Raw genomic sequence first — 23,327 nt, 5'->3', positions numbered from 1 at the left:
CGTGTTCTTGAAGATCGAGCTGCGCGTTGCTTCCAGCAGCTGCGGTTCCCATTCATGCTTCCATTCCGCATAGCGGTCGAGCGCCGGATAGAGGCCGAAATTCATCGAACCCATGTTGAGAGAACACATTTCCGGTTCAGCCCGCATGGCAGCGGCAAGCCGGTCGTCCAGCGTCATCAGCGAACTGCCGCCTGTCGAGATATTGATCACCGCGTCGGTCGCCTGCTTGATGCGCGGCAGGAACTGCATGAACACGTCCGGATCGGCGGATGGCCTGCCCGTCTGCGGGTCGCGCGCATGCAGATGCAGGATTGACGCGCCAGCCTGTGCGGCGGCAATGGCTTCCGCAGCGATCTCGTCCGGCGTCACTGGCAAATAGGGGCTCATCGTCGGCGTGTGCACGGAACCGGTGATGGCGCAAGTGATGATGACTTTTCGCTTGGCCATGGATGTTCCCTCAGCCGTTCACCGGCAGGTCGAGTTCGCTGGCAAGGTCCTGCAGCGCATCGCCAAGGATGGCGACTATCTCGCCAATCTGCTTTTGCGTGACGATCATCGGCGGACAGACGAGGAAATGGTCTCCCTCCACTCCGCCTCGTGTGCGGCGCGAATAGATGATGAGACCTTTGTCATAGGCAATATCGATGACCCGCTGGAAGGCATTCTTCTCCTTCGGCAGGGGTTTCATCGTCGCCGTGTCCTCCACGAATTCCGCCGCCAGCAGCAGGCCCTTGCCGCGCACATCGCCGATGAAGGGAAAGCGCTTCGACAATGTGATCAGCTCGTCTTTCAGTAGATCCCCCATCGCAGCGGCATTGCCCATCAGATCCAGCCGCTCGATCTCGTCGAGCACGGCACCGCCGGCCGCACAGGCGAGCGGATTACCGGCATAAGTATAGCCGTGCTGAAAACCACCGGCATCGAGAACCGGCTGCACCATGCGCGACGGCGCGACCATGGCGCCAAGCGGGCTGTAGCCGGAACCGAAGCCCTTCGACAAGGCGATCAGATCGGGCTTGCAGTTCCAATGATCGCCGCCGAGGAATTTACCGGTACGCCCGACGCCGCTCATCACCTCGTCATGGATCAGCAGCACGCCGTAGCGGTCGCAAATCTCGCGGATGCGCGCGTAATAGCTGTCCGGGGCGACGAGTGCGCCGGTCGATGCACCGCCGATCGGCTCCATGATGAAGGCGAGCACGGATTCGGGTCCTTCCGCGAGAAGGGCTTCCTCCAATCTGTCGGCATAGCGCAGGCCGCGCTCTTCCATCGAGAAATTATCGCGGTCGAGATAGGCCGTCGGCGCCGGTATTTTCGGCATCTCCTTCATCATCGCCGTGAAGGGATCGGTCAGCGCGGCATAGCCCGTGGCCGCAAGCGCACCGAGTGTGGCGCCATGATAGGAGGGAAAGCGCGAAATGACTTTCCACCGCTGGTTCTGGCCAATCGTCACCGCGTATTGCCGGGCAAGCTTGAGGCAGGATTCCACTGCTTCGGAACCGCCCGAGACGAAGAACACCTTGTCCATGCCCTCCGGCATGTAGCCGGAAATCCGCCGTGCCAGATCTTCGGCGGGCTCGTTCTCGAAATGCAGGCGGTAGGCGAAGGTCACCTTGTCCATCTGCTTTTTCATCGTGTCGATGACGTGGCGATTGCCGTGACCGATATTGACCACCATTGCGCCGCTCGAACCGTCGATGAAGCGGTTGCTATCCTGGTCCCAGAGATAGATACCCTCGGCGCGATCAACCAGCGGACGGCGCAATCGCGACTGGTAGAACAGATGCGACGAAGCGCGATTGTCTGAGGCCGGCTTGGCGTTATCCATGGATGAGAAGTCCGCTGCTGATTTTTGGTTCGCGCGGCATTGATGCATTACGCCGATGGAGAGTCAAAATGGAATTCGCAGATGACCAAAGCAATCGGCCCCGCCTTGTAAGGCGAGGCCGATCAACGACAAAGTGAAATGGGCCTCAAGCCTTGTTCTTGTTGTAGACGTCGAAAATGACGGCGGCGAGCAGAACGAGACCCTTGATCACCTGCTGCCAATCGATGTTGACACCCATGATTGACATGCCGTTGTTCATCACGCCCATGATGAAGGCGCCGATAACAGCGCCCATGACCTGGCCGACACCGCCCATGGCCGATGCCCCGCCGATGAACACCGCCGCAATCACGTCGAGCTCGAAGCCAAGGCCCGCCTTTGGCGTCGCGGTGTTTAGGCGGGCAGCAAAGATCAGCCCGGCGAGAGCAGCCAGAACACCCATGTTGACGAAGGTCAGGAAGGTCAGACGCTCAGTCTTGATGCCGGATAGTTTCGCTGCCTTCTCATTGCCGCCCATGGCATAGATGCGGCGCCCGACTGTCATGCGCTTGGTCACGAAGACGAAAAGCGCGATCAACAGCGACATGACGACCAGGACGTTCGGCAATCCTTTATACGACGAAAGCAGATAGGTCAGAAACAGGATGATGCCGCCGATGATCAGATTTTTGGATATGAACAGCGCAAAGGGTTCGCCCTCATAGCCATGCTTCTCGCGCTTGGCACGACCGCGGATGCTGAAATAAATCATCAATGCGACAAGCAGGATGCCAACGAGCATCGAGGTGATGTTGAACCCCGGATTGGCAAAAAGGTCGGGGATAAAACCCGAGCTCAAGAGCTGGAACTGCGGTGGAAATGGCCCTACGGACTGGCCGCCCAGCAGCCAGAGGGCGAGGCCGCGGAAGACGAGCATGCCCGCCAGCGTGACGATGAAGGACGGGATTTTGTGGTAGGCAATCCAATACCCCTGCGCGGCTCCAATTGCGCCACCCATGATCAGGCAGAGAATCGCTGCAGGAATATAGTGAATATGCCATTGGACCATCATCACTGCAGCAAGGCCGCCGATAAATCCCGAAACCGAGCCTACCGACAAGTCGATGTGTCCGGCCACGATCACCAGCAGCATGCCGAGTGCCATGATGATGATATAACTGTTCTGCAGAACCAGATTGGTCAGGTTGACCGGCTTGAACAAAACGCCGCTGGTTGTGTACTGGAAGAAGATCATGATGAGGATCAAGGCGAGTACCAGGCCATATTCGCGGTAATTGCCTTTCAGCGCGGACCCCTCAGTCTTGAGGTCTTTTTTCCCTTGGGTTGCTGCGGTTTCAATGGTCATGATGCTTTCCCTTCGGCACGGATAATGGCGCGCATGATTTTTTCCTGGCTGGCTTCGCTGGCCGGCATTTCGCCGACGAGCCTGCCCTGGTTCATCACATAGATCCGGTCGCAGACGCCGAGCAGCTCTGGCATTTCCGACGAGATCATCAGCACGCTTTTGCCTTCGCTTACCAGTTGGTTGATGATCGTATAGATTTCATATTTCGCGCCGACGTCGATGCCGCGTGTCGGCTCGTCGAGGATCAAGAGGTCCGGATTGGCGAACAACCATTTTGACAGAACGACTTTTTGCTGGTTGCCGCCGGAGAGATTGCCGGTCTTCTGATAGATGCTCGAGGAACGGATATTGGTCTTGCGGCGATATTCATTCGCCACCTTCAGTTCAGCCATGTCATCAAGGACACCATTGTGCGAAACGCCATCGAGATTGGCGATCGTGGTATTGTGCTTGATGTGGTCGATCAGGTTGAGGCCGTAGGTCTTGCGGTCTTCGGTGACGTAGGCAATCCCGTTGTCGATGGCCTTGCCGATAGTCGAGACGTCAACCTTCTTGCCATTGATGAAGACCTCGCCACTGATGTTCCGCCCGTATGCCTTGCCGAAAACGCTCATGGCGAATTCGGTGCGGCCAGCGCCCATCAGCCCGGCGATGCCGACGACTTCACCTTTGCGGACGTTGAGGTTGATACTATTGATGACGGTGCGCTCACTGTGGATATGGTGATGGACGACCCAGTCCTTCACCTCGAACACCACCTCGCCAATGTCGGGTTCGCGCTGCGGAAAACGATCTGCCAGCTGACGGCCGACCATCGACGTGACGATCCGGTCTTCGGAGATATCCTGCTTGTCCAGCGTCTCGATCGTCGCGCCATCGCGCAGCACGGTGATGCGGTCGGCAACCTTACCGACTTCGTTGAGTTTGTGCGAAATCAGGATGGACGAAATGCCGTGGGCCTTGAACTCCAGCAGCAGCGCCAGCAATGCATCGCTGTCTTTCTCGTTGAGGCTCGCCGTCGGCTCGTCGAGAATCAGAAGCTCGACATCCTTCGACAGAGCCTTGGCAATTTCCACCAGCTGCTGCTTGCCAACGCCAAGATTGGTAATCAATGTCAGCGGGTCTTCCTTCAAGCCAACCTTGGCGAGGAGTTCGCGCGTTCGGTTTTCCGCAACATGCCAATCGATAATGCCGAATTTTGCCGGTTCGTTGCCAAGGAAGATGTTCTCGGCAATCGACAGAAGCGGAACCAGCGCCAGCTCCTGGTGAATGATGATGATGCCCTGCTTTTCACTGTCGCTGATACCGCGGAAGTGCTGCTCATGGCCATTATAGAAAATTTCGCCCTCATAGCTGCCATGCGGATAGACGCCGCTCAGCACCTTCATCAGGGTTGATTTGCCCGCGCCATTCTCGCCCACCAGAGCGTGAATTTCGCCTTTGCGAACATCGAGATTGACATTGTTGAGCGCCTTCACCCCAGGGAAAATCTTGGTGATGTTGCGCATTTCGAGGATGGTTTCCATCGATATCCTCACCGACGCTCTGCAGCAAAATCGCCTGCTGTGGCGTCGTTTCCTTCTGCAATTTATATTTGGCTCTGCGTTCTTGCGCCACCGAAAACATCATTCGGAGAGCCGACATGGCAACGAACCCTGCGCGGTGAGCGCAGGGTTCGTCATTGGTCAAAGACCTACTTGATCTGGTCTTCCGTATAATAGCCGCCGCCAATCAGGATTTCTTTCCAATTGGTCTTGTCGACTTCGACAGGCTTCAACAGGTAGGACGGAACAACCTTGACACCATTATTGTAGGTCTTGGTGTCGTTAACTTCCGGCTCCTCGCCTTTCAGGACCTTGTCGATGACGTCGGACGTAACCTTCGCCAGTTCGCGCGTGTCCTTGTAGATTGTGGAATACTGCTCACCGGCGATGATCGACTTGACCGATGGTACTTCCGCGTCCTGTCCGGAAACGAACGGGAATGGCTGGTCGGCGGTGCCGTAACCTACGCCGCGCAGCGACGAGAGGATACCGATCGACAGACCATCATAGGGTGAAAGAACGGCATTCACCTTCTTGTCGGTATAATAGGCCGACAGGAGGTTATCCATGCGCGCCTGCGCAACGGCACCATCCCAACGCAGCGTGCCGACCTTGTCCATGCCCATCTGGCCGGACTGGACGACAAGCTTGCCGCTGTCGATCAGAGGCTGCAGGACGGACATGGCGCCATTGTAGAAGAAGAAGGCGTTGTTATCGTCAGGCGAACCACCGAACAGCTCGATGTTGAACGGGCCCTTCGCATCCGGAAGGCCAAGCGCCTTGACGAGCGAGCTTGCCTGCAGAACGCCGACCTGGAAATTGTCGAAGGTCGTGTAGTAGTCGACATTCGGTGTGTCGCGGATCAGGCGGTCATAGGAAATGACCTTGATGCCGGCATCGTGCGCCTGCTGCAGTACGTTCGAAAGCGTGGTGCCGTCGATCGCTGCGATCACGAGGACCTTGACGCCCTTGGTGACCATGTTCTCGATCTGCGCCAGCTGGTTTGGAATATCGTCTTCCGCATATTGCAGATCGGTGGTGTAGCCGCGTTCTTTCAGCGCCTTCACCATGTTGTCACCATCGGCAATCCAGCGTGCCGAGGATTTGGTCGGCATTGAGATACCGACGGAGCCCTTCTCCTGGGCAAAACCTTGCGTACCCATCGCACCCAGTGCGATCAATCCCGCGGCAAATAGATTGAGTATCTTCACTTGTATCCTCCCAGTTTCCAATCATGCCCGATGCTTTGAGCGGCCTCGACCGACTTTTTAAGCACCGGACCAGTCCTCCCAGAGCGGGTCTTTCCAACATCTATCGCAAAAGTATGACTTTTGGAATAGGACTTTCGCCGTGTTGTGAAAAACCCATGGAACCATATAATACTATTATAATATTTTTTGAAAAGAGCCGCTGGACGATACCGAATCGCCAGCCTATAACGCTACCCCACATATCTGATATATCGGGAGGAAGTCTTGAATCTGGTCCAATTGACGAATGCCAATGGAAAGCGGCAGGTCGCCGCACGCGTCGGTGAGGAATTCCGCCATGTCAAGCGCACGCGTTCTGTGCTGGAACTCGCCCATGCGGCGATCGATGCGAAAGCGAGCATAGCGGAGATTGTCGAAAATCGCGGCCTTGGCAAGAAAATCGATGTTGCGGCTGCCTATACGGAAGGCCGCCTGCTTCCCCCCATCGACACACACGATTCTGCGCATATCCACCTCACCGGCACCGGCCTCACCCATCTTGGATCTGCCGCGACGCGCGATGCGATGCATCGCAAGGTCGGCGAGGCCAAGGAAGAGACGCTGACCGATTCGATGAAGATGTTCCGCATGGGGCTCGAAAACGGCAAGCCGAAGAAGGGCCAAACCGGCGTCCAGCCCGAGTGGTTCTACAAGGGCAATGGTTCCGTGCTGACCGCCCCCGGCCAGCCGCTCATCTCCCCGGCCTTTGCCGACGATGCTGGCGAAGAGCCGGAGATTGCGGGTATCTATGTGATTGGCCCCGACGGCTCGCCTTTCCGCATCGGCTTTGCGCTAGCCAACGAGTTTTCCGATCATGTCATGGAGCGGGTGAACTATCTTTACCTTGCCCATTCGAAACTGCGGCCATGCTCGGTCGGCCCCGAGCTGATCCTTGGCGATCTGCCTTCCGACATTCGTGGCGCTTCGCGTATTCTGCGCAAAAACAAGACCATATGGGAAAAGCCTTTCCTTTCGGGTGAAGACAACATGTCCCACACCATCGCCAATCTCGAGCATCATCATTTCAAATATGCGGTGTTCCGCCAGCCTGGCGACATCCACGTGCACATGTTCGGCACGGCGACGCTTTCCTTTGCGGATGGTATCAAGGCTGAGAACGGCGATGTCTTCGAGATCGAAGCGCCCGCCTTCGGTTTGCCGCTGCGTAATCCGCTGAAGGTCGAGAAGCCTGCGAAAGTCAAGGTTACTACGCTCTAGAGCCTTTCATGCTTAAATAGAAACAGTTCTGTTTCCCGGATTGCGAGACAATCCACTAGGAAGGTGGCGAGGCCGATGTTATCCATCGGACGAAGCCGCATGACAAAGTGGTTGTCCGCCAGCCGGAAACCCGAAGGGCCGGGTGAATTCGGGTCAAATCCATCGGGCTTCGGCCTCGTCCGATGGGAGGGCATCGGCCTCGCCAAATCCCTTGCCCTTGCCCACGAATTCCCTCCGGCAGAACGATTCTATTTAAGCAGGAAAGGCTCTAGCTGCGGTTCGCCCGGCAGTCAGCACCCTCTCGGCGCCCTCTTCTATCACCACGCGCATGGCTTGCTTCGCCGCCTCGACGTTACGTGCCTTGATCGCTTCGGCGATCGCTGCATGGCGTGCAACCGAGCGCACGTGGCTTTCGGAATTGGGTATGGGCGAACTGATGGTGAAGGTTGTCACCAGCGCCACTTCGATCAGCGCGCTGATTGAGCGCATGAACGGATTGCCGGAAGCCTCGGCAATCCCGATGTGAAACTGCAGATCGCTATAGACGAAATCCGCCGCCGATTCGCGTGCGTTCCCCATTTTCTCGACCCAATGGAACAGATCATCGAGCTGGGCATCGGTCCGGCGCAGCGCGGCAAGGCCCGCTGCCTCCGGCTCAAGCGCCAGCCGCATCTCGACGATGCTCGACAGGAAATGCGCGCTAGCCCCCGCCTCGAAATGCCAGACCAGGATATCCGGATCGAAGAGGTTCCAGTGGGAACGTTCCAGCACCCGCGTGCCGATCTTGGCTTTCGGCTGGATCAAACCCTTGGCGGCGAGCGTCTTCAAGGCCTCGCGCAGCACGGTTCGTGAAACGCCGAAGCGCTCCAGCAATTCCGCGTCACCCGGCAGGATACTATTCTCCGGGTAGACGCCGTTTATTATCTTTAGCCCGAGATCGCGCATGACGTGGCCATGATGCGTTCGCGCTTGGCCCGCCGTGCGGAAATCGTAGTTGGTGAGCTGGTTGCCTGCCAAATGCTTGCCTGCTAATTGCTTGCGTGGGTGGGGAATTTAACCAGACAAAACCGTCGCCAAAGTCGCAAACGGCACGGCCTCCCAGCGCGCTCCCCCACTTCTTGATCCTATTTATAATATAATAATATCATTAACAATCGGCAATATTGCGCAACCATGTCTTCACCCGGCTGCTTGCCAAGCCACACCTCCGCCTATTAACTCGGCGCATGGCGTTCACAATCAGGCAATTGCAGTATTTCGTCGCCGTCGCGGAACAGGGTTCAATCACCCGCGCGGCGCAAAACCTGTCGATTTCGCAGTCGTCGATCACCGAGGCGGTGAAGGAACTCGAAAGCGATCTCGGTGTCGAACTCTTTGAGCGCCATCCGCGCGGCCTCGATATTACCTATAATGGCCACCAGTTCCTGCGTCACGCAACCAAGATCCTCGCCGATGTCTCCGATGCCCGCCGCTCATTTTCAGAAGAGGTGCCGAAGCAGGCCGGCAAACTGCATTTGGGGGTTACTTCGCTCGTCGCCGGCTATGTCCTGTCCGACCTCCTTGCCCGTTTCCGCCGCGCTTCGCCAGGCGTTGAGGTCAGCGCCATTGAAGACAACGGCTCCTATCTGGAACATCTGCTGGTCGGTGGCGAACTCGACGTGGCGGTCATGGTCATTTCCAATCTGCGCGACCGCATGGCATTGCAAGCGGAGATCATCGAAACCTCACCTTACAGATTGTGGCTGCCACTCGGTCATCCCTTGGTCAGTGCGGATATCATCTCGATCAATGATATCGTCAGGGAGCCGCTGATCATGCTCACCGTCGATGAAATCGAGGAGAACACCGGCAAACTCCTGACCGCTCTCGGCGCGCGTCCGCATGTCGCCTTCCGCACGCGCTCTGTAGAAGCCGTACGCAGTCTTGTTGCCACGGGCGCCGGGATCGCACTGTTGCCCGACCTCGTCTATCGCCCCTGGTCACTTGAAGGCGACCGCATCGAAAGCCGCGATGTTTCCGGCGCCCTCCCCGTGGTGCAGGTCGGCATGGTCTGGCGCAAGGGTTCCAGCCTGCCGCAGGCGGCGCGCGATTTCGTCGGCATCGCCGAGGCTTTGCGCAGTGGACGCGGAAGGTGATATCGGAATTTCCGATACCGCCCTTCTGATAAATGAATTTGCGAATGCGGAGAAATAGAGGCACTTTTCTTCCGGGAACATATGCCGTGAAAATACGGCCCAAACGGGAGAATTGAGATGAAGCAGTTTTTGAAATCCTGCACTGCGCTTACACTTTCCCTCGCCTTCACCACACAGGTCCTTGCCCAGGAAGCTCTGAAGGAAATCGGCAAGGGTGAAGGCGAACTCTCCATCGTCGCGTGGCCGGGCTACATCGAACGTGGCGATACCGACAAGGCTTACGATTGGGTCACAGGCTTCGAGAAGGAAACCGGCTGCAAGGTCAGCGTAAAGACCGCTGCAACGTCTGACGAGATGGTCGCGCTCATGAACGAAGGCGACTTCGATCTCGTCACCGCATCCGGAGACGCGTCGCTGCGTCTCGTTGCTGGCAAGCGCGTCCAGCCGATCAATACCGACCTCATCAAGAGCTGGAAGACTCTCGACGAACGCATGCAGAACGCGCCCTGGCACACCGCCAAGGGCGTTCATTATGGCGTGCCCTATGTCTGGGGTCCGAATGTGCTGATGTACAATACCGAAGCCTTCAAGGACAAGGCGCCGACCAGCTGGAACGTCGTGTTCGAGGAAATGAAACTGCCGGATGGCAAGTCGAACAAGGGCCGTATCCAGGCCTATGACGGTCCGATCCATATCGCCGACGCTGCCAACTACCTGATGTTCCACAAGCCGGAGCTTGGCATCAAGAGCCCGTACGAACTCAACGAAGACCAGTACAAGGCCGCTCTCGGCATCCTGCGCGTGCAGCGGACCCTGGCTGGCCGCTACTGGCACGATGCGATGATCCAGGTCGACGACTTCAAGAACGAAGGCGTTGTCGCCTCCGGCTCATGGCCGTTCCAGGTCAATCTGTTGAAGGCAGAGAAAAAGCCTATCGCCTCCGTCGTTCCCGAAGAAGGAGCGACAGGCTGGGCCGACACAACCATGTTGCACGTCGACAGCAAGCATCCGAACTGCGCCTATATGTGGATGGAACATTCGCTCTCGCCCAAGGTACAGGGTGACGTCTCGGCCTGGTTCGGCGCCAATCCTTCGGTTGGAGCAGCCTGCAAGGGCAACGAACTCTTGACCGACGAAGGCTGCGGCACCAATGGCTACAATGACTTCGACAAGGTCAAGTTCTGGAGAACGCCGGTATCGAAGTGCGAAACCCAGAGCGAATGCGTGCCCTATCATCGCTGGGTGTCGGATTATATTGGCGTGATCGGCGGGCGCTGAATTTTGCAGTTGCGCTCCCTACCCTCCCCCTTGTGGGGAGGGAGGCTGCGAAGCAGCAGGGAGGGGCCTTTTTGAAATGCTCTACCTTGCACCGTTAGCTTACTTTTAATACCCCTCTCCGGACCTGCGGTCCGTCCCTCCCCACAAGGGGGAGGGTTAGAGGTGGATCATCCGGAGCAAGCCATGACCGCTGCCGTGCTGTTCGAAAACGTATCGCGTCATTTCGGTGCCGTGCGCGCCGTGGACGCCGTCGATCTTGCGGTTGCCGAGGGTGAGTTCTTTGCCATGCTCGGCCCGTCGGGCTCGGGCAAGACCACCTGCCTGCGGCTGATGGCGGGGTTCGAACAGCCTACCGGCGGCCATATCGAAATTTTCGGCGAGACGGCGGAAGGCGTGCCGCCCTATCGGCGTAGCGTCAACACGGTATTTCAGGACTATGCGCTGTTTCCGCACTTGAGCATTCTCGACAATGTCGCCTATGGCCTGATGGTCAAGGGCGTCGGCAAGGAAGAACGGCGCAAGGCAGCGGAAGACGCGCTCGCCATGGTCAAACTGCCGGGCTATGGCACGCGCCGTCCGGGCCAGCTTTCCGGTGGTCAGCGCCAGCGTGTGGCATTGGCCCGGGCCCTGGTCAACAAACCGAAAGTTCTGCTTCTGGACGAGCCGCTCGGCGCACTCGATCTGAAGTTGCGCGAGCAGATGCAGGAGGAACTCAAATCCCTGCAGAAGTCCCTCGGCATCACCTTTGTTTTTGTCACCCATGACCAAGGCGAAGCCCTGTCGATGGCTGATCGCATCGCCGTGTTCAATGAGGGCAAGATTCAACAGCTCGGTACGCCGGAAGAAGTCTACAAGCAGCCGAGAACGCGCTTTGTCGCCGATTTTGTCGGTTCGTCAAATATCCTGCCGCCGGAGTTCGTGTCGCAACTCGGTGCAGCACCGCAATTTGCCAGCTTGCGACCCGAGGCAATCTCGCTGGGCCGAAGCGGTAATGGCAAGCTCGTCCTTGATGGCACTGTCCTGTCGCGCAGCTTCCTCGGGGCAGCAAATCGCGTTCTGGTCAGCGTCAACGGCACCAAGATCAACGTCATGAGCCCGGCAGCGACATCCATTCCCGCCGAGGGCAATCCGGTGACGCTCAGTTTCGATCGCGCCGACCTGCATTTGATGGAGACGGCGTCATGAGCGCCATAGTTCAGCAACCAGCCATCCAGACCGATCGCGGCAGTCTGGCCGGCCGCATCTCGGACTTCCTGTGGAAGCATCCGCATGTGTTTCTCACCATTCTGCTCGGGCCCCCGCTGCTCTGGCTCGGCATCATCTACCTCGGTTCGCTTCTCGCGCTGCTGCTGCAAAGCTTCTTCTCGATCGACGATTATTCCGGCCTGATCAATTACCAGTTCACGCTTGCGACTTACAGGCAGTTGCTGAACGATGCCAATTTCGACATCATCGTCCGCACCATATTGATGGCTGCGATCGTGACATTGTTTTCGGCGGTCATCGCCTTCCCGATCGCCTATTATGCAGCCCGCTACGCCAGGGGAAAATGGAAAGCGATCTTCTATCTCGGCGTCATGCTGCCGCTCTGGTCCAGCTATCTCGTCAAGATCTACGCGTGGAAACTCATCCTCGCCAAGGAAGGCATTCTTACCTGGCTCGTGACCAAGCTGAATCTCCTATGGCTGCTCGACGCATGGCTTTCGCTCCCGGTTATCGGCGGCAATTCACTGTCGGTGAGTTACACCGGCACCTTCATCGTCTTCGTCTATGTCTGGATGCCGTTCATGATCCTGCCGATCCAGGCAGCGCTCGAGCGTGTCCCGGTCAATCTCATCGAAGCATCGTCGGATCTTGGCGGCACGCCACAACAGACTTTCCGCCATGTGCTGTTTCCCCTTGCCCTCCCCGGTATCGTCGCCGGATCGATCTTCACCTTCTCGCTGACGCTCGGCGACTACATCATTCCGCAGATCATCGGCTCATCGCGGCTGTTCATCGGCCAGGCGGTGTACGCCCAGCAGGGTACGGCGGGCAATATCCCGCTGGCCGCCGCCTTTACCGTGGTGCCCATCGTCATCATGGGCCTGTATCTATGGATGGCGCGGAGAATGGGAGCCTTCGATGCGCTCTGACAAATCCAATTCCGCACCTCTGGGCCTGAAGATCGCCGCTGCCGGCGGGTTGCTCTTCCTGCATCTGCCACTGCTGCTGATCTTCCTCTACGCCTTCACCACCGAGGAAAAGAGCTATCAGTTCCCGCCACCCGGTCTGACTCTGAAATGGTTCGCGGTGACATGGGACAGGCCGGATGTCTGGCAGGCCTTGTCGCTCTCAGTGCGCGTCGCCTCGATCTCGACGGCTATCGCGCTGGTTCTCGGCACGCTTTGCGCCGCCGCCGTCAGCCAGACGCGCTTTTTCGGACGCGAAACCATATCGCTGCTGGTCATCCTGCCAATCGCCCTCCCCGGTATCATCACCGGTATCGCCTTGCGTTCGGCGTTCAGCCTCGCCGATATCCCCTTCTCGTTCTGGACGATCGTCCTTGGTCACGCGACCTTCTGCATCGTCGTTGTCTACAACAATGCCGTCGCGCGCTTCCGCCGTGTGTCCGGCTCGTTGATGGAAGCCTCGATGGATCTCGGCGCCAACGGCTTCCAGACATTCCGGCACATCATCCTGCCGAATATCGGCACCGCGCTGCTTGCGGGCGGCATGCTCGCTTTCGCGCTGTCCTTCGATGAAGTCATCGTCACCACCTTCACCAGCGGACAGCAATCGACCCTGCCGATCTGGATGCTGCAGGAATTGATCCGTCCACGCCAAAGACCTGTCACCAACGTTGTTGCCATGGTCGTGGTGATCGTGACTTTCCTGCCGATCCTCGGCGCCTACTACCTCACACGTGACGGCGACCAGATCGCCGGCTCAGGCAAATGATCTAAATACGGGAGAACATGTCATGGATACGAAACTGCTGATCGGTTCAAAGTTCGAAGCCGGAACGGAAGCGGAGGAGCACGTGCTCAACCCGAAGACCGGCACAAAGATCATCGACCTCGCCGAGGCTTCCCATGGCCAGATCGATGCCGCTGTCGATGCGGCGGAAAAAGCCTTTTCCACATGGTCGCGTACCACACCTGCCGAGCGCTCGGGTTATCTCTTGAGGATCGCCGATGCCATCGAGAAACATGCGGATGATTTCGCCGCGCTGGAAGCCCTGAACTGCGGCAAGCCAATCAATGCCGTGCGCAATGACGAACTCCCGGCGATCATCGATTGCTGGCGTTTCTTCGCCGGAGCCGTGCGCACCCTCACCTCTCCGGTCGCGGGCGAATATCTGCCGGGCCATACCTCGATGATCCGCCGCGATGCCATCGGCATTATCGGCTCCATCGCCCCATGGAACTACCCGCTGATGATGATGGCGTGGAAGCTCGCACCTGCCATCGCCGGCGGCAACACGGTCGTGTTCAAGCCGTCCGAACAGACGCCGCTGACCGCGCTGAAAATGGCGCGCCTGCTGGCGGGTATCCTTCCCGAGGGTGTGGTCAACGTCATTCTCGGACGCGGCGAGACCGTCGGCAATGCACTGATCAACCACCCGAAGATCGGCATGGTTTCGATCACCGGCGATATCGCCACCGGCAAGAAAGTGCTGCAGGCGGCGGCCAAGACGGTCAAGCGCACGCATCTCGAGCTGGGCGGCAAGGCGCCCGTGCTTGTCTATAATGACGCCGATCTCGAAGCAGTGGTCAACGGCATCCGCACCTTCGGCTACTACAACGCCGGACAGGATTGCACCGCGGCCTGCCGCATCTATGCGCAGGACGGAATCTACGAAAAGCTGGTCGCCGACCTTACCTCCGCCGTCTCGACCATCCGCTACAATGACGCCGACGATACCGTCAACGAAATCGGGCCTTTGATCTCTGGCCGTCAACGCGACCGTGTCGCGAGCTTCGTCGAGCGTGCAACCGAGCAGAAGCATATCGAGATCACCACTGGCGGTGCCGCCGGCAGCAAGGATGGCTTCTTCTTCCAGCCCACCGTGGTCGCAGGGGCAACGCAGGAAGACGAAATCGTCCGCCGCGAAGTGTTCGGTCCGGTTGTCTCGGTGACGCGCTTCAAGGATGATGATCAGGCCGTCGCCTGGGCCAATGACAGCGATTACGGCCTCGCCTCCTCGGTCTGGACGCAGGATATTTCCAAGGCGATGAAAGCCGCGTCGCGCCTGCAATATGGCTGCACCTGGATCAATACGCACTTCATGCTGACCAATGAAATGCCGCATGGCGGCGTCAAGCAATCGGGCTACGGCAAGGATATGTCGGTCTATGCGCTTGAGGATTACACGGCGGTGCGCCACATCATGATCAACCATGGTTGACCGGCTCCGGTCTTGGCCGCGGCAGACCTTTGTGGTTGTATGAGGCTCTAGGAGTGCACAATCATGACGACACGCGGCTTCACCGGCCGGCGGCAACCGCCGGAAATCTCTGATCGTATCCCGCCGGGCCAATCGCTGACTGACGACTTTCCCGTCCTGTCGGCAGGCCCGACGCCGAGGGTCCGCACCGAGGATTGGTCCTTCACGCTCAAGGATGGGCCGAAGCCGCTCGTCAAGTGGAACTGGGCCGAATTCAATGCGCTGCCGCAAACGAAGTTCACCCGGGATATCCATTGCGTCACCGCTTGGTCGAAGCTCGATACGCCGTGGCAGGGTGTGCTGATCGACGATATTTTCGCCGAGGCCGGCATCGAGCCGCCGACGGAGTTTACACTTGCGCATTCCTTCGATGGCTATGCGACCAACGTTCCGGTCAAGGATCTCATTGCTGGCAAGGCGATGATCGCCACGTTCTATAATGGCAAGCCGCTGACGGCCGATCACGGCGGTCCGGCTCGCCTGCTCGTGCCGCATCTCTATTTCTGGAAATCGGCAAAGTGGATCAATGGCCTGCAGTTCACCACGCGTGACGAGCCGGGCTTCTGGGAATTGCGCGGCTATCACATCTATGGCGATCCGTGGCGCGAACAACGCTACACCGGCGACTGAATATGCAAAATCCGGCACTTGCTGCGAAGGCGGAATGGCAGCGCGCAACCATCACCGAAATCGTCAGGCAGACGCCGCGCGTCGTGAGCTTCTTCCTCCAGCCATCCCAGCCCCTCGCCTATCGGCCGGGCCAGCACGTCGATGTGCGCTTGAGCGCGCCTGACGGCTATCAGACGCAGCGCAGCTATTCGATCGCCTCGACGCCGGAACAGGGCGAGATCATCGAACTCGCCATCGAACGGCTGGACGACGGCGAGGTGTCAGCCTTCTTCCATGATGTCGCGACGATAGGCGACGAGATCGAGCTTCGCGGTCCCATCGGCGGGCATTTCATCTGGACCGTCGAGGATGGCGCGCCGATCCTGTTGATCGGTGGCGGCTCAGGCGTGGTACCGCTTGTATCGATGATCCGCCACCGCGCCGCGCAACAATCACTGGCGCCCATTCTGCTGCTCTATTCCGCCCGCACGTCGGAAGAACTGATTTTCCACGACGAATTGCTGGCGTTCAAACAGTCCGGCAATGGCTTCGATCTGGTCTTGACGCTGACGCGCGAGCCGCTATCGCAGGAAAGCGACTACACAAGGCGCATCGACCCGGCAATGATTGCGGACGTGCTTGCCCGCATGCCTTCGCCGCCGAAAGAAGTCTTCGTCTGCGGATCGAATGCCTTCGTCACCGCCGCGGCCGATGCGCTGATTGCGGCGGATGTTCCCGCCGGGATCGTCCGCACCGAGCGCTACGGCGTCTAGCTCTATCTATTTCACGGCACCGGCGGTCAGCCCGGCAATGATCTGCCGTTGGGCGAAGACGGTGAGCAGCAGCACCGGCAGCGTCACCACGAAGGCTGCGGCCGCAAGCGGTCCCCAACTGACCTGTTCGAAGGACAGCATGTTGTAGACCGCCACGGGAAGCGTTCGTGTTTCGCGGCTGGCCAGCACGATACCGAAGACGAAATTATTCCACGAAAAGATAACCGCCAGAATCAGCGCCACGACGACACCTGGCTTGGCGATCGGCAGTGCCACCAGACGGAACACTTGCCACGAGGTCGCGCCGTCGATCATCGCGGCTTCTTCGAGTTCAATCGGTGTCGTCTCGAAATAGCCGATCATGATCCAGATCACGATAGGCACCGTCACCACCAGATGGATGATGATCTGCGGCCACAGCGTACCGAGCAGGCCCAGGGTCTGGAACAGCAGGAACAACGGGATCAAATAGGAAAGGCCCGGCGTCATGCGGGCGATCATGATGACGATTGCCGACTTGTCGGCCCGCAGGCGGGCGATGCCGTAGCCGGCAGGCACACCCACCAGCAGCGCCAGGATTGTCGCGCTTCCGGTCACCAGAAGGCTGTTCCAGAAATAATGCAGGAAGTCATTGGTGGCGAAGATATCGCTATAGTTCGACCAGGCAAACTGTTCCGGAATGAAGATCGGCGGATAGGCGCCATTGTCGATCTCGTATTTCAGCGAGAGCGACAGCATCCACAGAAAGAAGAAGATCGCCGGCGAGACGATGATGAAGACGATGAAGGCGGTGCCAGACCATCTCAACAGTTTGCGAAGCAGCATTTTCTCGTCCCTCAGCTGTTCCACTTTGTCCGCTGGCGCAGATGCAGCAACGCGAGCGACATGGTGATGATGACGATGAAGAAGACGACGGCGATGGCCGAACCGTAGCCAATGTCGTAGTAAGCGAAGGCGACATTGTAGAGATAGATGTTGATCGTCTCCGAGGCCGTACCGGGGCCCCCTTGCGTCATGGCGAAGATGATGTCGAAGCTTTTCAGCGCATCGATGGAGCGAATGATCACGGCAACCATCATGAACGGCAGGATCATAGGAAAGGTGATGTAGCGGAATTTCTGCCAGCCATTGGCACCGTCGATCTCGGCGCTCTCGAATGGATCGCGCGGCATGGCAGCGAGACCGCCAAGGACGATCAGCATGACCAGCGGTGTCCATTGCCAGGTTTCGACCAGCACCAGCGACGGGATCACGGTGCTCTGGTTGAATATCCACTCCTGCGGGCCGATTCCGACCAATGACAACAGATAGTTGAGAACCCCGAGCTGCGGGTGGTACATCATGGTCCAGACAAGCGCGACCGCAACGGGTGTCGCCATCATCGGCATGACGAATATGCCGCGTAAAAGCCCGCGCATTGGTAGTTTGCTATCGAATACGAGGGCAGCGATCGTGCCGAGAAACAGCGGCGCCACGACGGACAAAACTGTGTAGACCACTGTGTGCCACATCGACTGCCAGAACCGGGCATCGCCGGCAAGGCGGGCAAAGTTGGCAAAACCGACGAAGCTCTTTTCCCCGCCAAGATGCCATTCATTGACGCTCATCCACAGGGTGAACACCCAAGGAAAAACAATCACCGCCACGACGATGACCAATGCCGGAACGACGAACGGCCAATAGCTCGGCGTCAGCCGGCCATCACCGGTAATCACCTTGGCATTTCGTTTGTTCTCGGTCACGGTCGAGGCGGTAATTGTCATGTGCTACGCTACGCTTCGCTTTTTTCCAGGATCGGACGGAATTCTTCCGTTGCACGCTTCATTTCCGCTGCCGGATCGGCTCCGCCAATGACATTGGTCAATGCCACTCCCATCACGTCACGGAACTCGGTGACCGGAACGATGACCGGCAGGCAAAGCTGGCTCACTTTGGCCGACTCGGACAGGACGCTTGCCCACTCGGCAGGCATGGTCACGCCCTTTAGGATCTCCGGATCGTTGAGCACCGAATTGCGGAAAGGCACGCCGGAGCCGGACTGCAGCAGGCGCGCACCCATTTCCTTCGAGATCGCCCACTGGCAGTAAAGATAGGCGGCCTCTTTCTTCGATGAACCCTCGGTCACGCCAATACCGTCACCGAATGTCGGCGCGGCCTGCACCACCGGGCCCTTGGGCATGACGCCGTAACCGACCTTGCCGACAACGCGCGATTTCTTCGGATCTTCCAGCGGCGGCGCAAAGCCGATACCGTCGAGCCACATGCCGACCTTGCCCTGCAGGAAGCTCGACTGGCACTCGGCCCAGTTAAACCCTGTCACACCGGGCGGTGCGGATTTTGTCATCAGGCGTTGGTAGAGTTTTGCGGCTTCGATGGATTCAGGCGTGTCCGATTGGAGTTTGCCATCCATCACGGTGCTTTTGCCATAGCCGAGCATGAAGCTTGCCCATACGGGCGTATTGGCGTTTTTCATGCCCCGGGCAACGAAACCGTAAGTGCCGGCGTCCTTGTCGGTCAGCTTTTCTGCAGCAGCGACGAGTTCCTCGAACGTCTTCGGATATTCGACGCCCTTGGCGGCAAAGAGTTCCTTGTTCCAATAGACGATCCAGTAATCCACCGAGAAGGGAAGCCCGCCGAAGCGGCCATTCTTGTCCTTGGCGAAATCCAGCCCGGCCTGGGCAAAGTCGCTCTCCGTCAAGGAGGCCTCGGTGAGGCTCGGATCCTTGAGGAACGGCGTCAGATCGGCAAGCCATCCAGCTTTTTCGAACTGGCGCTTCTGCACATGATAGCTGATGTGGATGACGTCGAAGCTCGGCTTGCCGGATGTCAGCTCGATGACTGCCTTCTGGCGCTGCTGCTGCTCGGGCGTCTGTTCCGCGTTGACCTTGATCCCCGTCAGCTCTTCGAATTCTTTTTGATATTTTTGCAGGATATCGCCGCGCGGACTTTTGATCAGATTGACCTCGAGGGTCGTGCCGGCATATTTCTTCCAGTCGACAGCGGCGAATGCCGGCTTCAAGCCGGTGATGCTTGCGGCACCGAGTGCCGCCGACCCGGCCAGGAACTGGCGGCGCGTCGGTTTGACGAAGTTCATGATCATTGTTTCCTCCTCTGGTAACTTTCCGCGGCAACTCCCATTGCCAACACTCTAAAGCTTCAGTGCCAAATTCCTCGCGTTGTTGATGTGCACTGCTATCGCATCCATTGCCGTCTGCGGATCGCGGGTCTCGATCGCCGTCAGGATCGCGAGATGTTCACGCATGACCGGGACGACACGGCCTGTGATGCGGAAGCGCTCCTGATTGATCAGGCGCATCTTGATCGCATTGATCCGGTAAGCCCTGCCGATGATCCCGTTCCCGAGAGAATCGATAATCGTTTCATGCAGATTCCAGTCGATCGTCTGTGCGCGCAATTCGAGCTCGGGCGTCTCCTTGCCCTGCAGCGCTTCCTCAAGCGTGTCCTCATGCTCCTTGCGCAACTGGGCCAAAAGTTCATCGGATGCCGAAGCACAAAAAAGGGCAACCGCTTCCTTTTCCATGAACAGGCGAAACTGGAAAGCCTCGCGGATCAGGTTGAGATCGATATGCGCAATCTGGATGCCACGCTGCGGAATGGTCTTGACCAGCCCCTCGGCTTCGAGGCGAGGCACCAGTTCGCGGATGGCTCCAAGCGGCATGCCGGTCATCGCTACAAGCTGGCGCTGCGACACGAATTGTCCCGGATTGATATCACGGGCCAGAAGATGTTCCGTGAAGCTCACATAGGCCTTCTCTCGCAGTCTTACCGGCTCGTTATCATCCATGCCCGTCCTCCCGACTCGTATCGCTTCCCCCATTATTACGCGGCGGCAGCCACAAACAAGCGGTCGAAGATGCCGGTCAGTCGTTTATAGTCCAAATCCGAAAGAGCCTGCAGTGGCGCACGTGCCCGGCGCCACCCATCATCGCCGGCGTGGTAGGCGACCATAGCCTTGACCGCGGGCGTGACCGGAAATTTCAGAAGCTCGTTGACCGCCTCGATCATTGCAGGATCATCGCGGCCTTCATTGATCATTGGCAAAAGACGGTCCGCATAGAGATTTGCCATGCCGGAAATCGCGCCCTGCCCGCCAAGGCGAACGCCAGCGGAAAGCGAACGCTCATCACCGATGAGAATTGCCAGATCCTTGTGCTTTGCCAGCAGCTTTTCGGTGAAGGGCCAGTTCCCCGATGAATCCTTCACACCTGCCACGACTTTCGGGAAAGCTTCGCGCAGACGACTGACAAGTTCGACCGAAATTTCGACGGCAGTAACGGAAGGGATATTGTAGAGGATGATGTCTCTCGCCTGCGCACCGATCTCCGTAAAGACCGACGAAAACCAGACGAACAGTCCATCGTCGCTGACATTCTTGAAATAGGACGGAGGAGCGAGCAATACGCCACGGCAACCCGCGTCAAGCGCATGGCGCGACTGCACCGCCGCGTCGACATACGAGTTGGCCATGACGCCGACCACGATCTGCTTCGGCTCGATTCCTGCGTCGAGAAACGCCTGGATAACGACCCCACGTTCTTCGTCGCCGATGGAAGAACCCTCACCTGTCGTTCCGAACAGGGTCACGCTGTTGCAGCCACTGTTCAGGCAGTGCCGGGCATGCTCGACGGCTTTCGGCACATCGACGCGCATCCCGGCATCGAACGGCGTTGTCAGCGCGGCGGAAAGTCCAAAGCGATCCCGAGACACTTGCTTCTCCCATCTTATTTACGACTAAAGACGTACTGACATGTTAGTTGAAAGTCAACAAGAACGCACTGACTTTTTACAATGAAGTTTCAATCCTCGGGATTCTGGGAAAGAAGCGCGTCGACTTCGGATTTCGTCGGGGCGCCGATCCGGCCGCCAAAGCGGGAACATTTGATCGCAGCAGCAGCGCTGGCAAAGCGCATGATCTGGTACATCGGATAGCCGCGTGCGAGACCAAAGGCGAACGCACCGTGGAAAACATCGCCCGCGGCAAGTGTATCCACGACATCGACGGGGAAGGCCGGCATGTGGCGCACCTCGCCCTCCAGGTCATCGTACCAGAATGAGCCCTTGTAGCCGCCGGTCACGGCAATGAATGCCCCATCCCGACCATATAATGCGGCAAGAGCGACAGCTGCCCTTTCCGGATCGCTTTCGCCCGTCACCTTCTCCGCCGCCGGCTCGGAGGCGACGATATGCGAAGCAAGCGGCATCAGCATTTCCAATGTCTCGAGCGAAGCAGTGTCGGCGTCGAGGACACTATGGACATCAGCGTCCCGCGCCGCCTTCAACGCCTGGGCCGCGGCGAGTGGCCAGCGCACATCGGTCATCACTACATCGTATGTGCCGTCAGCGATCGGCGGCATTGTCTCCGGCGCGGACAGAAGCTTCGGATCATAGTAAGGCACGATCATCCGTTCGCCTGCCGCATCGACGAAGATGGTCGAGAAGGCTGATCGGGCGCCTTCGATCCGCCGGACGTGGGAGCAGTCCACGCCTTCGGCAGTCAGTTCCTCGACGACCCGCCGACCGACGTCATCCTGTCCGACCGATGCCCAGAGCGAAACATCGCCGCCAAGCCGGGCGATGCTTGCCGCTGCGCTCGACGCCATTCCGGCGGCAATTTCGATAGCTTCGAGCGGAATGAACTTCCCGGGTCCCGGCGGCAGCCTGTCGAGCCGGAAAATCGTATCCATGGTCAGCGCCCCGACACAGAGGATCCGCGGTGGTGTATTGCTCGCCATGGTCGAACTCTCGCCAGAACTGGAAAACGGGAATCTATGGTGAGGGTCTTATCTTCTCAAGACGCTCCATGGCAATTGCCCGGCGAAAATTGTCAGTGTCGAAGTCCGAGAAGAAGTTTTAAACATGACGCGACTTTTGCACGGAATGCGACGGTTCTTGCACGAAAGTGGTCGATTCTCACACACAAAGTGCCGGAATTGGCGCGTGTTTTGCAATCGGAGATTTAAATTTTGGTGTAATGACGCGAAATCGCGCCATTACAGGTTAGAAGAGCCGTTCACGCGACTTGGTGATTGGCGATGCGTTCGAGCGCTTTTACCAGGCCGGAATGATCGAGACCACTATCGCCGTTTGCGGCACAGCTGTTGAACAGTTCCTGCGTCGAGGCGGTGTTGGGCAGTGAAACACCCAGTGTTTTGGCGCTTTGCAGTGCAAGATTGAGGTCTTTCTGGTGCAGCGAGATGCGGAAGCCCGGCTCGAAGGTCCGCTTGATCATGCGCTCGCCATGCAGCTCCAGAATACGGGAGGAGGCAAAGCCGCCCATCAGCGCTTCCCGTACCCGAGCCGGGTCGGCGCCCGCCTTCGACGCCAACACCAGCGCCTCCGATATGGCCTCTATGGTCAGCGCGACGATAATCTGATTGGCAACCTTGGTTACCTGACCGTCACCGCAATCGCCGACTAAGGTTATGTTTTTGCCCAACAATTTGAAGAGCGGCAAGGCACGGTCGAATGCGCTTTGCTCGCCGCCCGCCATGATGCTGAGCGTCGCATTCTTGGCGCCGACCTCACCGCCCGAGACCGGCGCATCAATGTATTCGCTGCCGGTTTCGCGAATCTTCTTTGCAAATTCCTTGGTATCGATCGGCGAGATCGAGCTCATGTCGATGACGAGTTTGCCGGGCTTCAGCCCGAAGACCACACCATTCTCGCCGAAGAGAACGTCCTTCACTTCCGGCGTGTCCGGCAGCATCAGGATAATGATGTCAGTCCTTTCGGCCAGAGCCTTCGGGCTCTCGACGATCTTCAGGCCATTGTCGATAAGCTCTTGTTTTGGCTCGATAAAGAACTTCGACGTGTAGAGCTCATGCCCGGCATCCTGCAGATGGCGCGCCATGGGTGTTCCCATGATACCCAGCCCGATAAAACCTATGTCCGCCATGC

The 23,327-nt window shown here is 58.2% G+C and carries 22 protein-coding genes (1 of these 22 only partly in view); 9 read left to right on the top strand and 13 right to left on the bottom strand.

Translation table 11 applies throughout. The features are described from left to right. The 5 genes from ACSQ3H_RS25045 to chvE all read right to left on the bottom strand — a co-directional run. Nucleotides 1-447, bottom strand: the beginning of a protein-coding gene (locus ACSQ3H_RS25045) for a 3-keto-5-aminohexanoate cleavage protein (RefSeq protein WP_436119824.1). 486 nt of this gene lie to the left of the window's left edge; the window shows 447 of its 933 coding nt (coding positions 1-447); the start codon lies at nt 445-447; its stop codon lies off the left edge, out of view. 10 nt (nt 448-457) lie between these two features. After that, nucleotides 458-1,828, bottom strand: a complete 1,371-nt coding sequence (locus ACSQ3H_RS25040) for an aminotransferase family protein (protein WP_436119823.1) — start codon at nt 1,826-1,828, stop codon at nt 458-460. A 145-nt stretch (nt 1,829-1,973) separates the two neighbouring features. Further along, entirely contained in the window at nt 1,974-3,173 is a 1,200-nt protein-coding gene (mmsB, locus tag ACSQ3H_RS25035) for a multiple monosaccharide ABC transporter permease (RefSeq protein WP_436119822.1), read from the bottom strand. Further along, nucleotides 3,170-4,699, bottom strand: coding sequence for a multiple monosaccharide ABC transporter ATP-binding protein (mmsA, locus tag ACSQ3H_RS25030; protein WP_436119821.1), 1,530 nt, complete (start codon nt 4,697-4,699; stop codon nt 3,170-3,172). Before mmsA ends, mmsB begins: the two co-directional genes overlap by 4 nt. A gap of 167 nt (nt 4,700-4,866) precedes the next feature. Continuing rightward, on the bottom strand, nt 4,867-5,880 hold the full coding sequence (chvE, locus tag ACSQ3H_RS25025; protein WP_436120001.1) for a multiple monosaccharide ABC transporter substrate-binding protein: 1,014 nt from the start codon (nt 5,878-5,880) through the stop codon (nt 4,867-4,869). A 312-nt stretch (nt 5,881-6,192) separates the two neighbouring features. On the opposite strand from chvE, the gene araD1 reads away from it, so the two are divergent. Further along, the gene (gene araD1 / locus ACSQ3H_RS25020) at nt 6,193-7,185 is read left to right on the top strand and encodes an AraD1 family protein (RefSeq protein WP_436119820.1); all 993 of its coding nucleotides are present in this window, start codon (nt 6,193-6,195) and stop codon (nt 7,183-7,185) included. A 252-nt stretch (nt 7,186-7,437) separates the two neighbouring features. Here the strand turns inward: araD1 and ACSQ3H_RS25015 are convergent, their stop codons facing one another. Then, nucleotides 7,438-8,202: a FadR/GntR family transcriptional regulator gene (locus ACSQ3H_RS25015; protein ID WP_436119819.1), complete on the bottom strand. Its 765-nt coding sequence runs from the start codon at nt 8,200-8,202 to the stop codon at nt 7,438-7,440. Between the two features lie 209 nt (nt 8,203-8,411). Here ACSQ3H_RS25015 and ACSQ3H_RS25010 point away from each other — a divergent pair, with 209 nt between their 5' ends. From ACSQ3H_RS25010 to ACSQ3H_RS24975, 8 genes are all read left to right on the top strand, one after another. Next, nucleotides 8,412-9,320, top strand: a complete 909-nt coding sequence (locus ACSQ3H_RS25010; protein ID WP_436119818.1) for a LysR family transcriptional regulator — start codon at nt 8,412-8,414, stop codon at nt 9,318-9,320. Nucleotides 9,321-9,437: 117 nt separating this feature from the next. After that, complete coding sequence (locus tag ACSQ3H_RS25005; protein WP_436119817.1) at nt 9,438-10,598, top strand: ABC transporter substrate-binding protein; 1,161 nt, start codon at nt 9,438-9,440, stop codon at nt 10,596-10,598. Nucleotides 10,599-10,781: 183 nt separating this feature from the next. Then, nucleotides 10,782-11,783 (top strand): ABC transporter ATP-binding protein, encoded by a 1,002-nt coding sequence (locus tag ACSQ3H_RS25000; RefSeq protein ID WP_436119816.1) that lies wholly within the window; start codon nt 10,782-10,784, stop codon nt 11,781-11,783. Further along, nucleotides 11,780-12,733: an ABC transporter permease gene (locus ACSQ3H_RS24995; RefSeq protein WP_436119815.1), complete on the top strand. Its 954-nt coding sequence runs from the start codon at nt 11,780-11,782 to the stop codon at nt 12,731-12,733. Before ACSQ3H_RS25000 ends, ACSQ3H_RS24995 begins: the two co-directional genes overlap by 4 nt. Then, nucleotides 12,723-13,538, top strand: coding sequence for an ABC transporter permease (locus tag ACSQ3H_RS24990; protein ID WP_436119814.1), 816 nt, complete (start codon nt 12,723-12,725; stop codon nt 13,536-13,538). The genes ACSQ3H_RS24995 and ACSQ3H_RS24990 overlap by 11 nt, the downstream gene beginning before the upstream one ends. Nucleotides 13,539-13,560: 22 nt before the next feature. After that, nucleotides 13,561-14,988 carry a gamma-aminobutyraldehyde dehydrogenase gene (locus ACSQ3H_RS24985; RefSeq protein WP_436119813.1) on the top strand — a complete coding sequence of 476 codons (1,428 nt, stop codon included), beginning with the start codon at nt 13,561-13,563 and terminating at the stop codon, nt 14,986-14,988. A 63-nt stretch (nt 14,989-15,051) separates the two neighbouring features. Further along, nucleotides 15,052-15,657 (top strand): sulfite oxidase-like oxidoreductase, encoded by a 606-nt coding sequence (locus tag ACSQ3H_RS24980; RefSeq protein ID WP_436119812.1) that lies wholly within the window; start codon nt 15,052-15,054, stop codon nt 15,655-15,657. Nucleotides 15,658-15,659: 2 nt separating this feature from the next. Then, the gene (locus ACSQ3H_RS24975) at nt 15,660-16,409 is read left to right on the top strand and encodes a ferredoxin reductase (protein ID WP_436119811.1); all 750 of its coding nucleotides are present in this window, start codon (nt 15,660-15,662) and stop codon (nt 16,407-16,409) included. A gap of 6 nt (nt 16,410-16,415) precedes the next feature. Here the strand turns inward: ACSQ3H_RS24975 and ACSQ3H_RS24970 are convergent, their stop codons facing one another. The 7 genes from ACSQ3H_RS24970 to ACSQ3H_RS24940 all read right to left on the bottom strand — a co-directional run bounded on the left by ACSQ3H_RS24970 (nt 16,416) and on the right by ACSQ3H_RS24940 (nt 23,325). Then, entirely contained in the window at nt 16,416-17,234 is an 819-nt protein-coding gene (locus tag ACSQ3H_RS24970) for a carbohydrate ABC transporter permease (RefSeq protein ID WP_436119810.1), read from the bottom strand. An 11-nt stretch (nt 17,235-17,245) separates the two neighbouring features. Next, a complete protein-coding gene (locus ACSQ3H_RS24965) occupies nt 17,246-18,172 on the bottom strand; it encodes a carbohydrate ABC transporter permease (protein WP_436119809.1) in 927 nt (308 codons plus the stop codon). A gap of 8 nt (nt 18,173-18,180) precedes the next feature. Next, nucleotides 18,181-19,503: an ABC transporter substrate-binding protein gene (locus tag ACSQ3H_RS24960; protein ID WP_436120000.1), complete on the bottom strand. Its 1,323-nt coding sequence runs from the start codon at nt 19,501-19,503 to the stop codon at nt 18,181-18,183. 54 nt (nt 19,504-19,557) lie between these two features. Then, nucleotides 19,558-20,214, bottom strand: coding sequence for a GntR family transcriptional regulator (locus ACSQ3H_RS24955; RefSeq protein WP_436119808.1), 657 nt, complete (start codon nt 20,212-20,214; stop codon nt 19,558-19,560). 35 nt (nt 20,215-20,249) lie between these two features. Next, nucleotides 20,250-21,137 (bottom strand): dihydrodipicolinate synthase family protein, encoded by an 888-nt coding sequence (locus ACSQ3H_RS24950; RefSeq protein ID WP_436119807.1) that lies wholly within the window; start codon nt 21,135-21,137, stop codon nt 20,250-20,252. A gap of 89 nt (nt 21,138-21,226) precedes the next feature. After that, the gene (locus ACSQ3H_RS24945) at nt 21,227-22,162 is read right to left on the bottom strand and encodes a sugar kinase (protein WP_436119806.1); all 936 of its coding nucleotides are present in this window, start codon (nt 22,160-22,162) and stop codon (nt 21,227-21,229) included. A 278-nt stretch (nt 22,163-22,440) separates the two neighbouring features. Then, complete coding sequence (locus tag ACSQ3H_RS24940; RefSeq protein ID WP_436119805.1) at nt 22,441-23,325, bottom strand: 2-hydroxy-3-oxopropionate reductase; 885 nt, start codon at nt 23,323-23,325, stop codon at nt 22,441-22,443. Nucleotides 23,326-23,327: the final 2 nt, after the last annotated feature.

Source organism: Phyllobacterium sp. LjRoot231 (assembly GCF_964253365.1).
In the GTDB taxonomy this organism is placed as follows: Bacteria; Pseudomonadota; Alphaproteobacteria; order Rhizobiales; family Rhizobiaceae; genus Phyllobacterium.
Note: the sequence above shows the minus strand (reverse complement) of the source record. Positions and strands in the feature narration are given on the sequence as shown.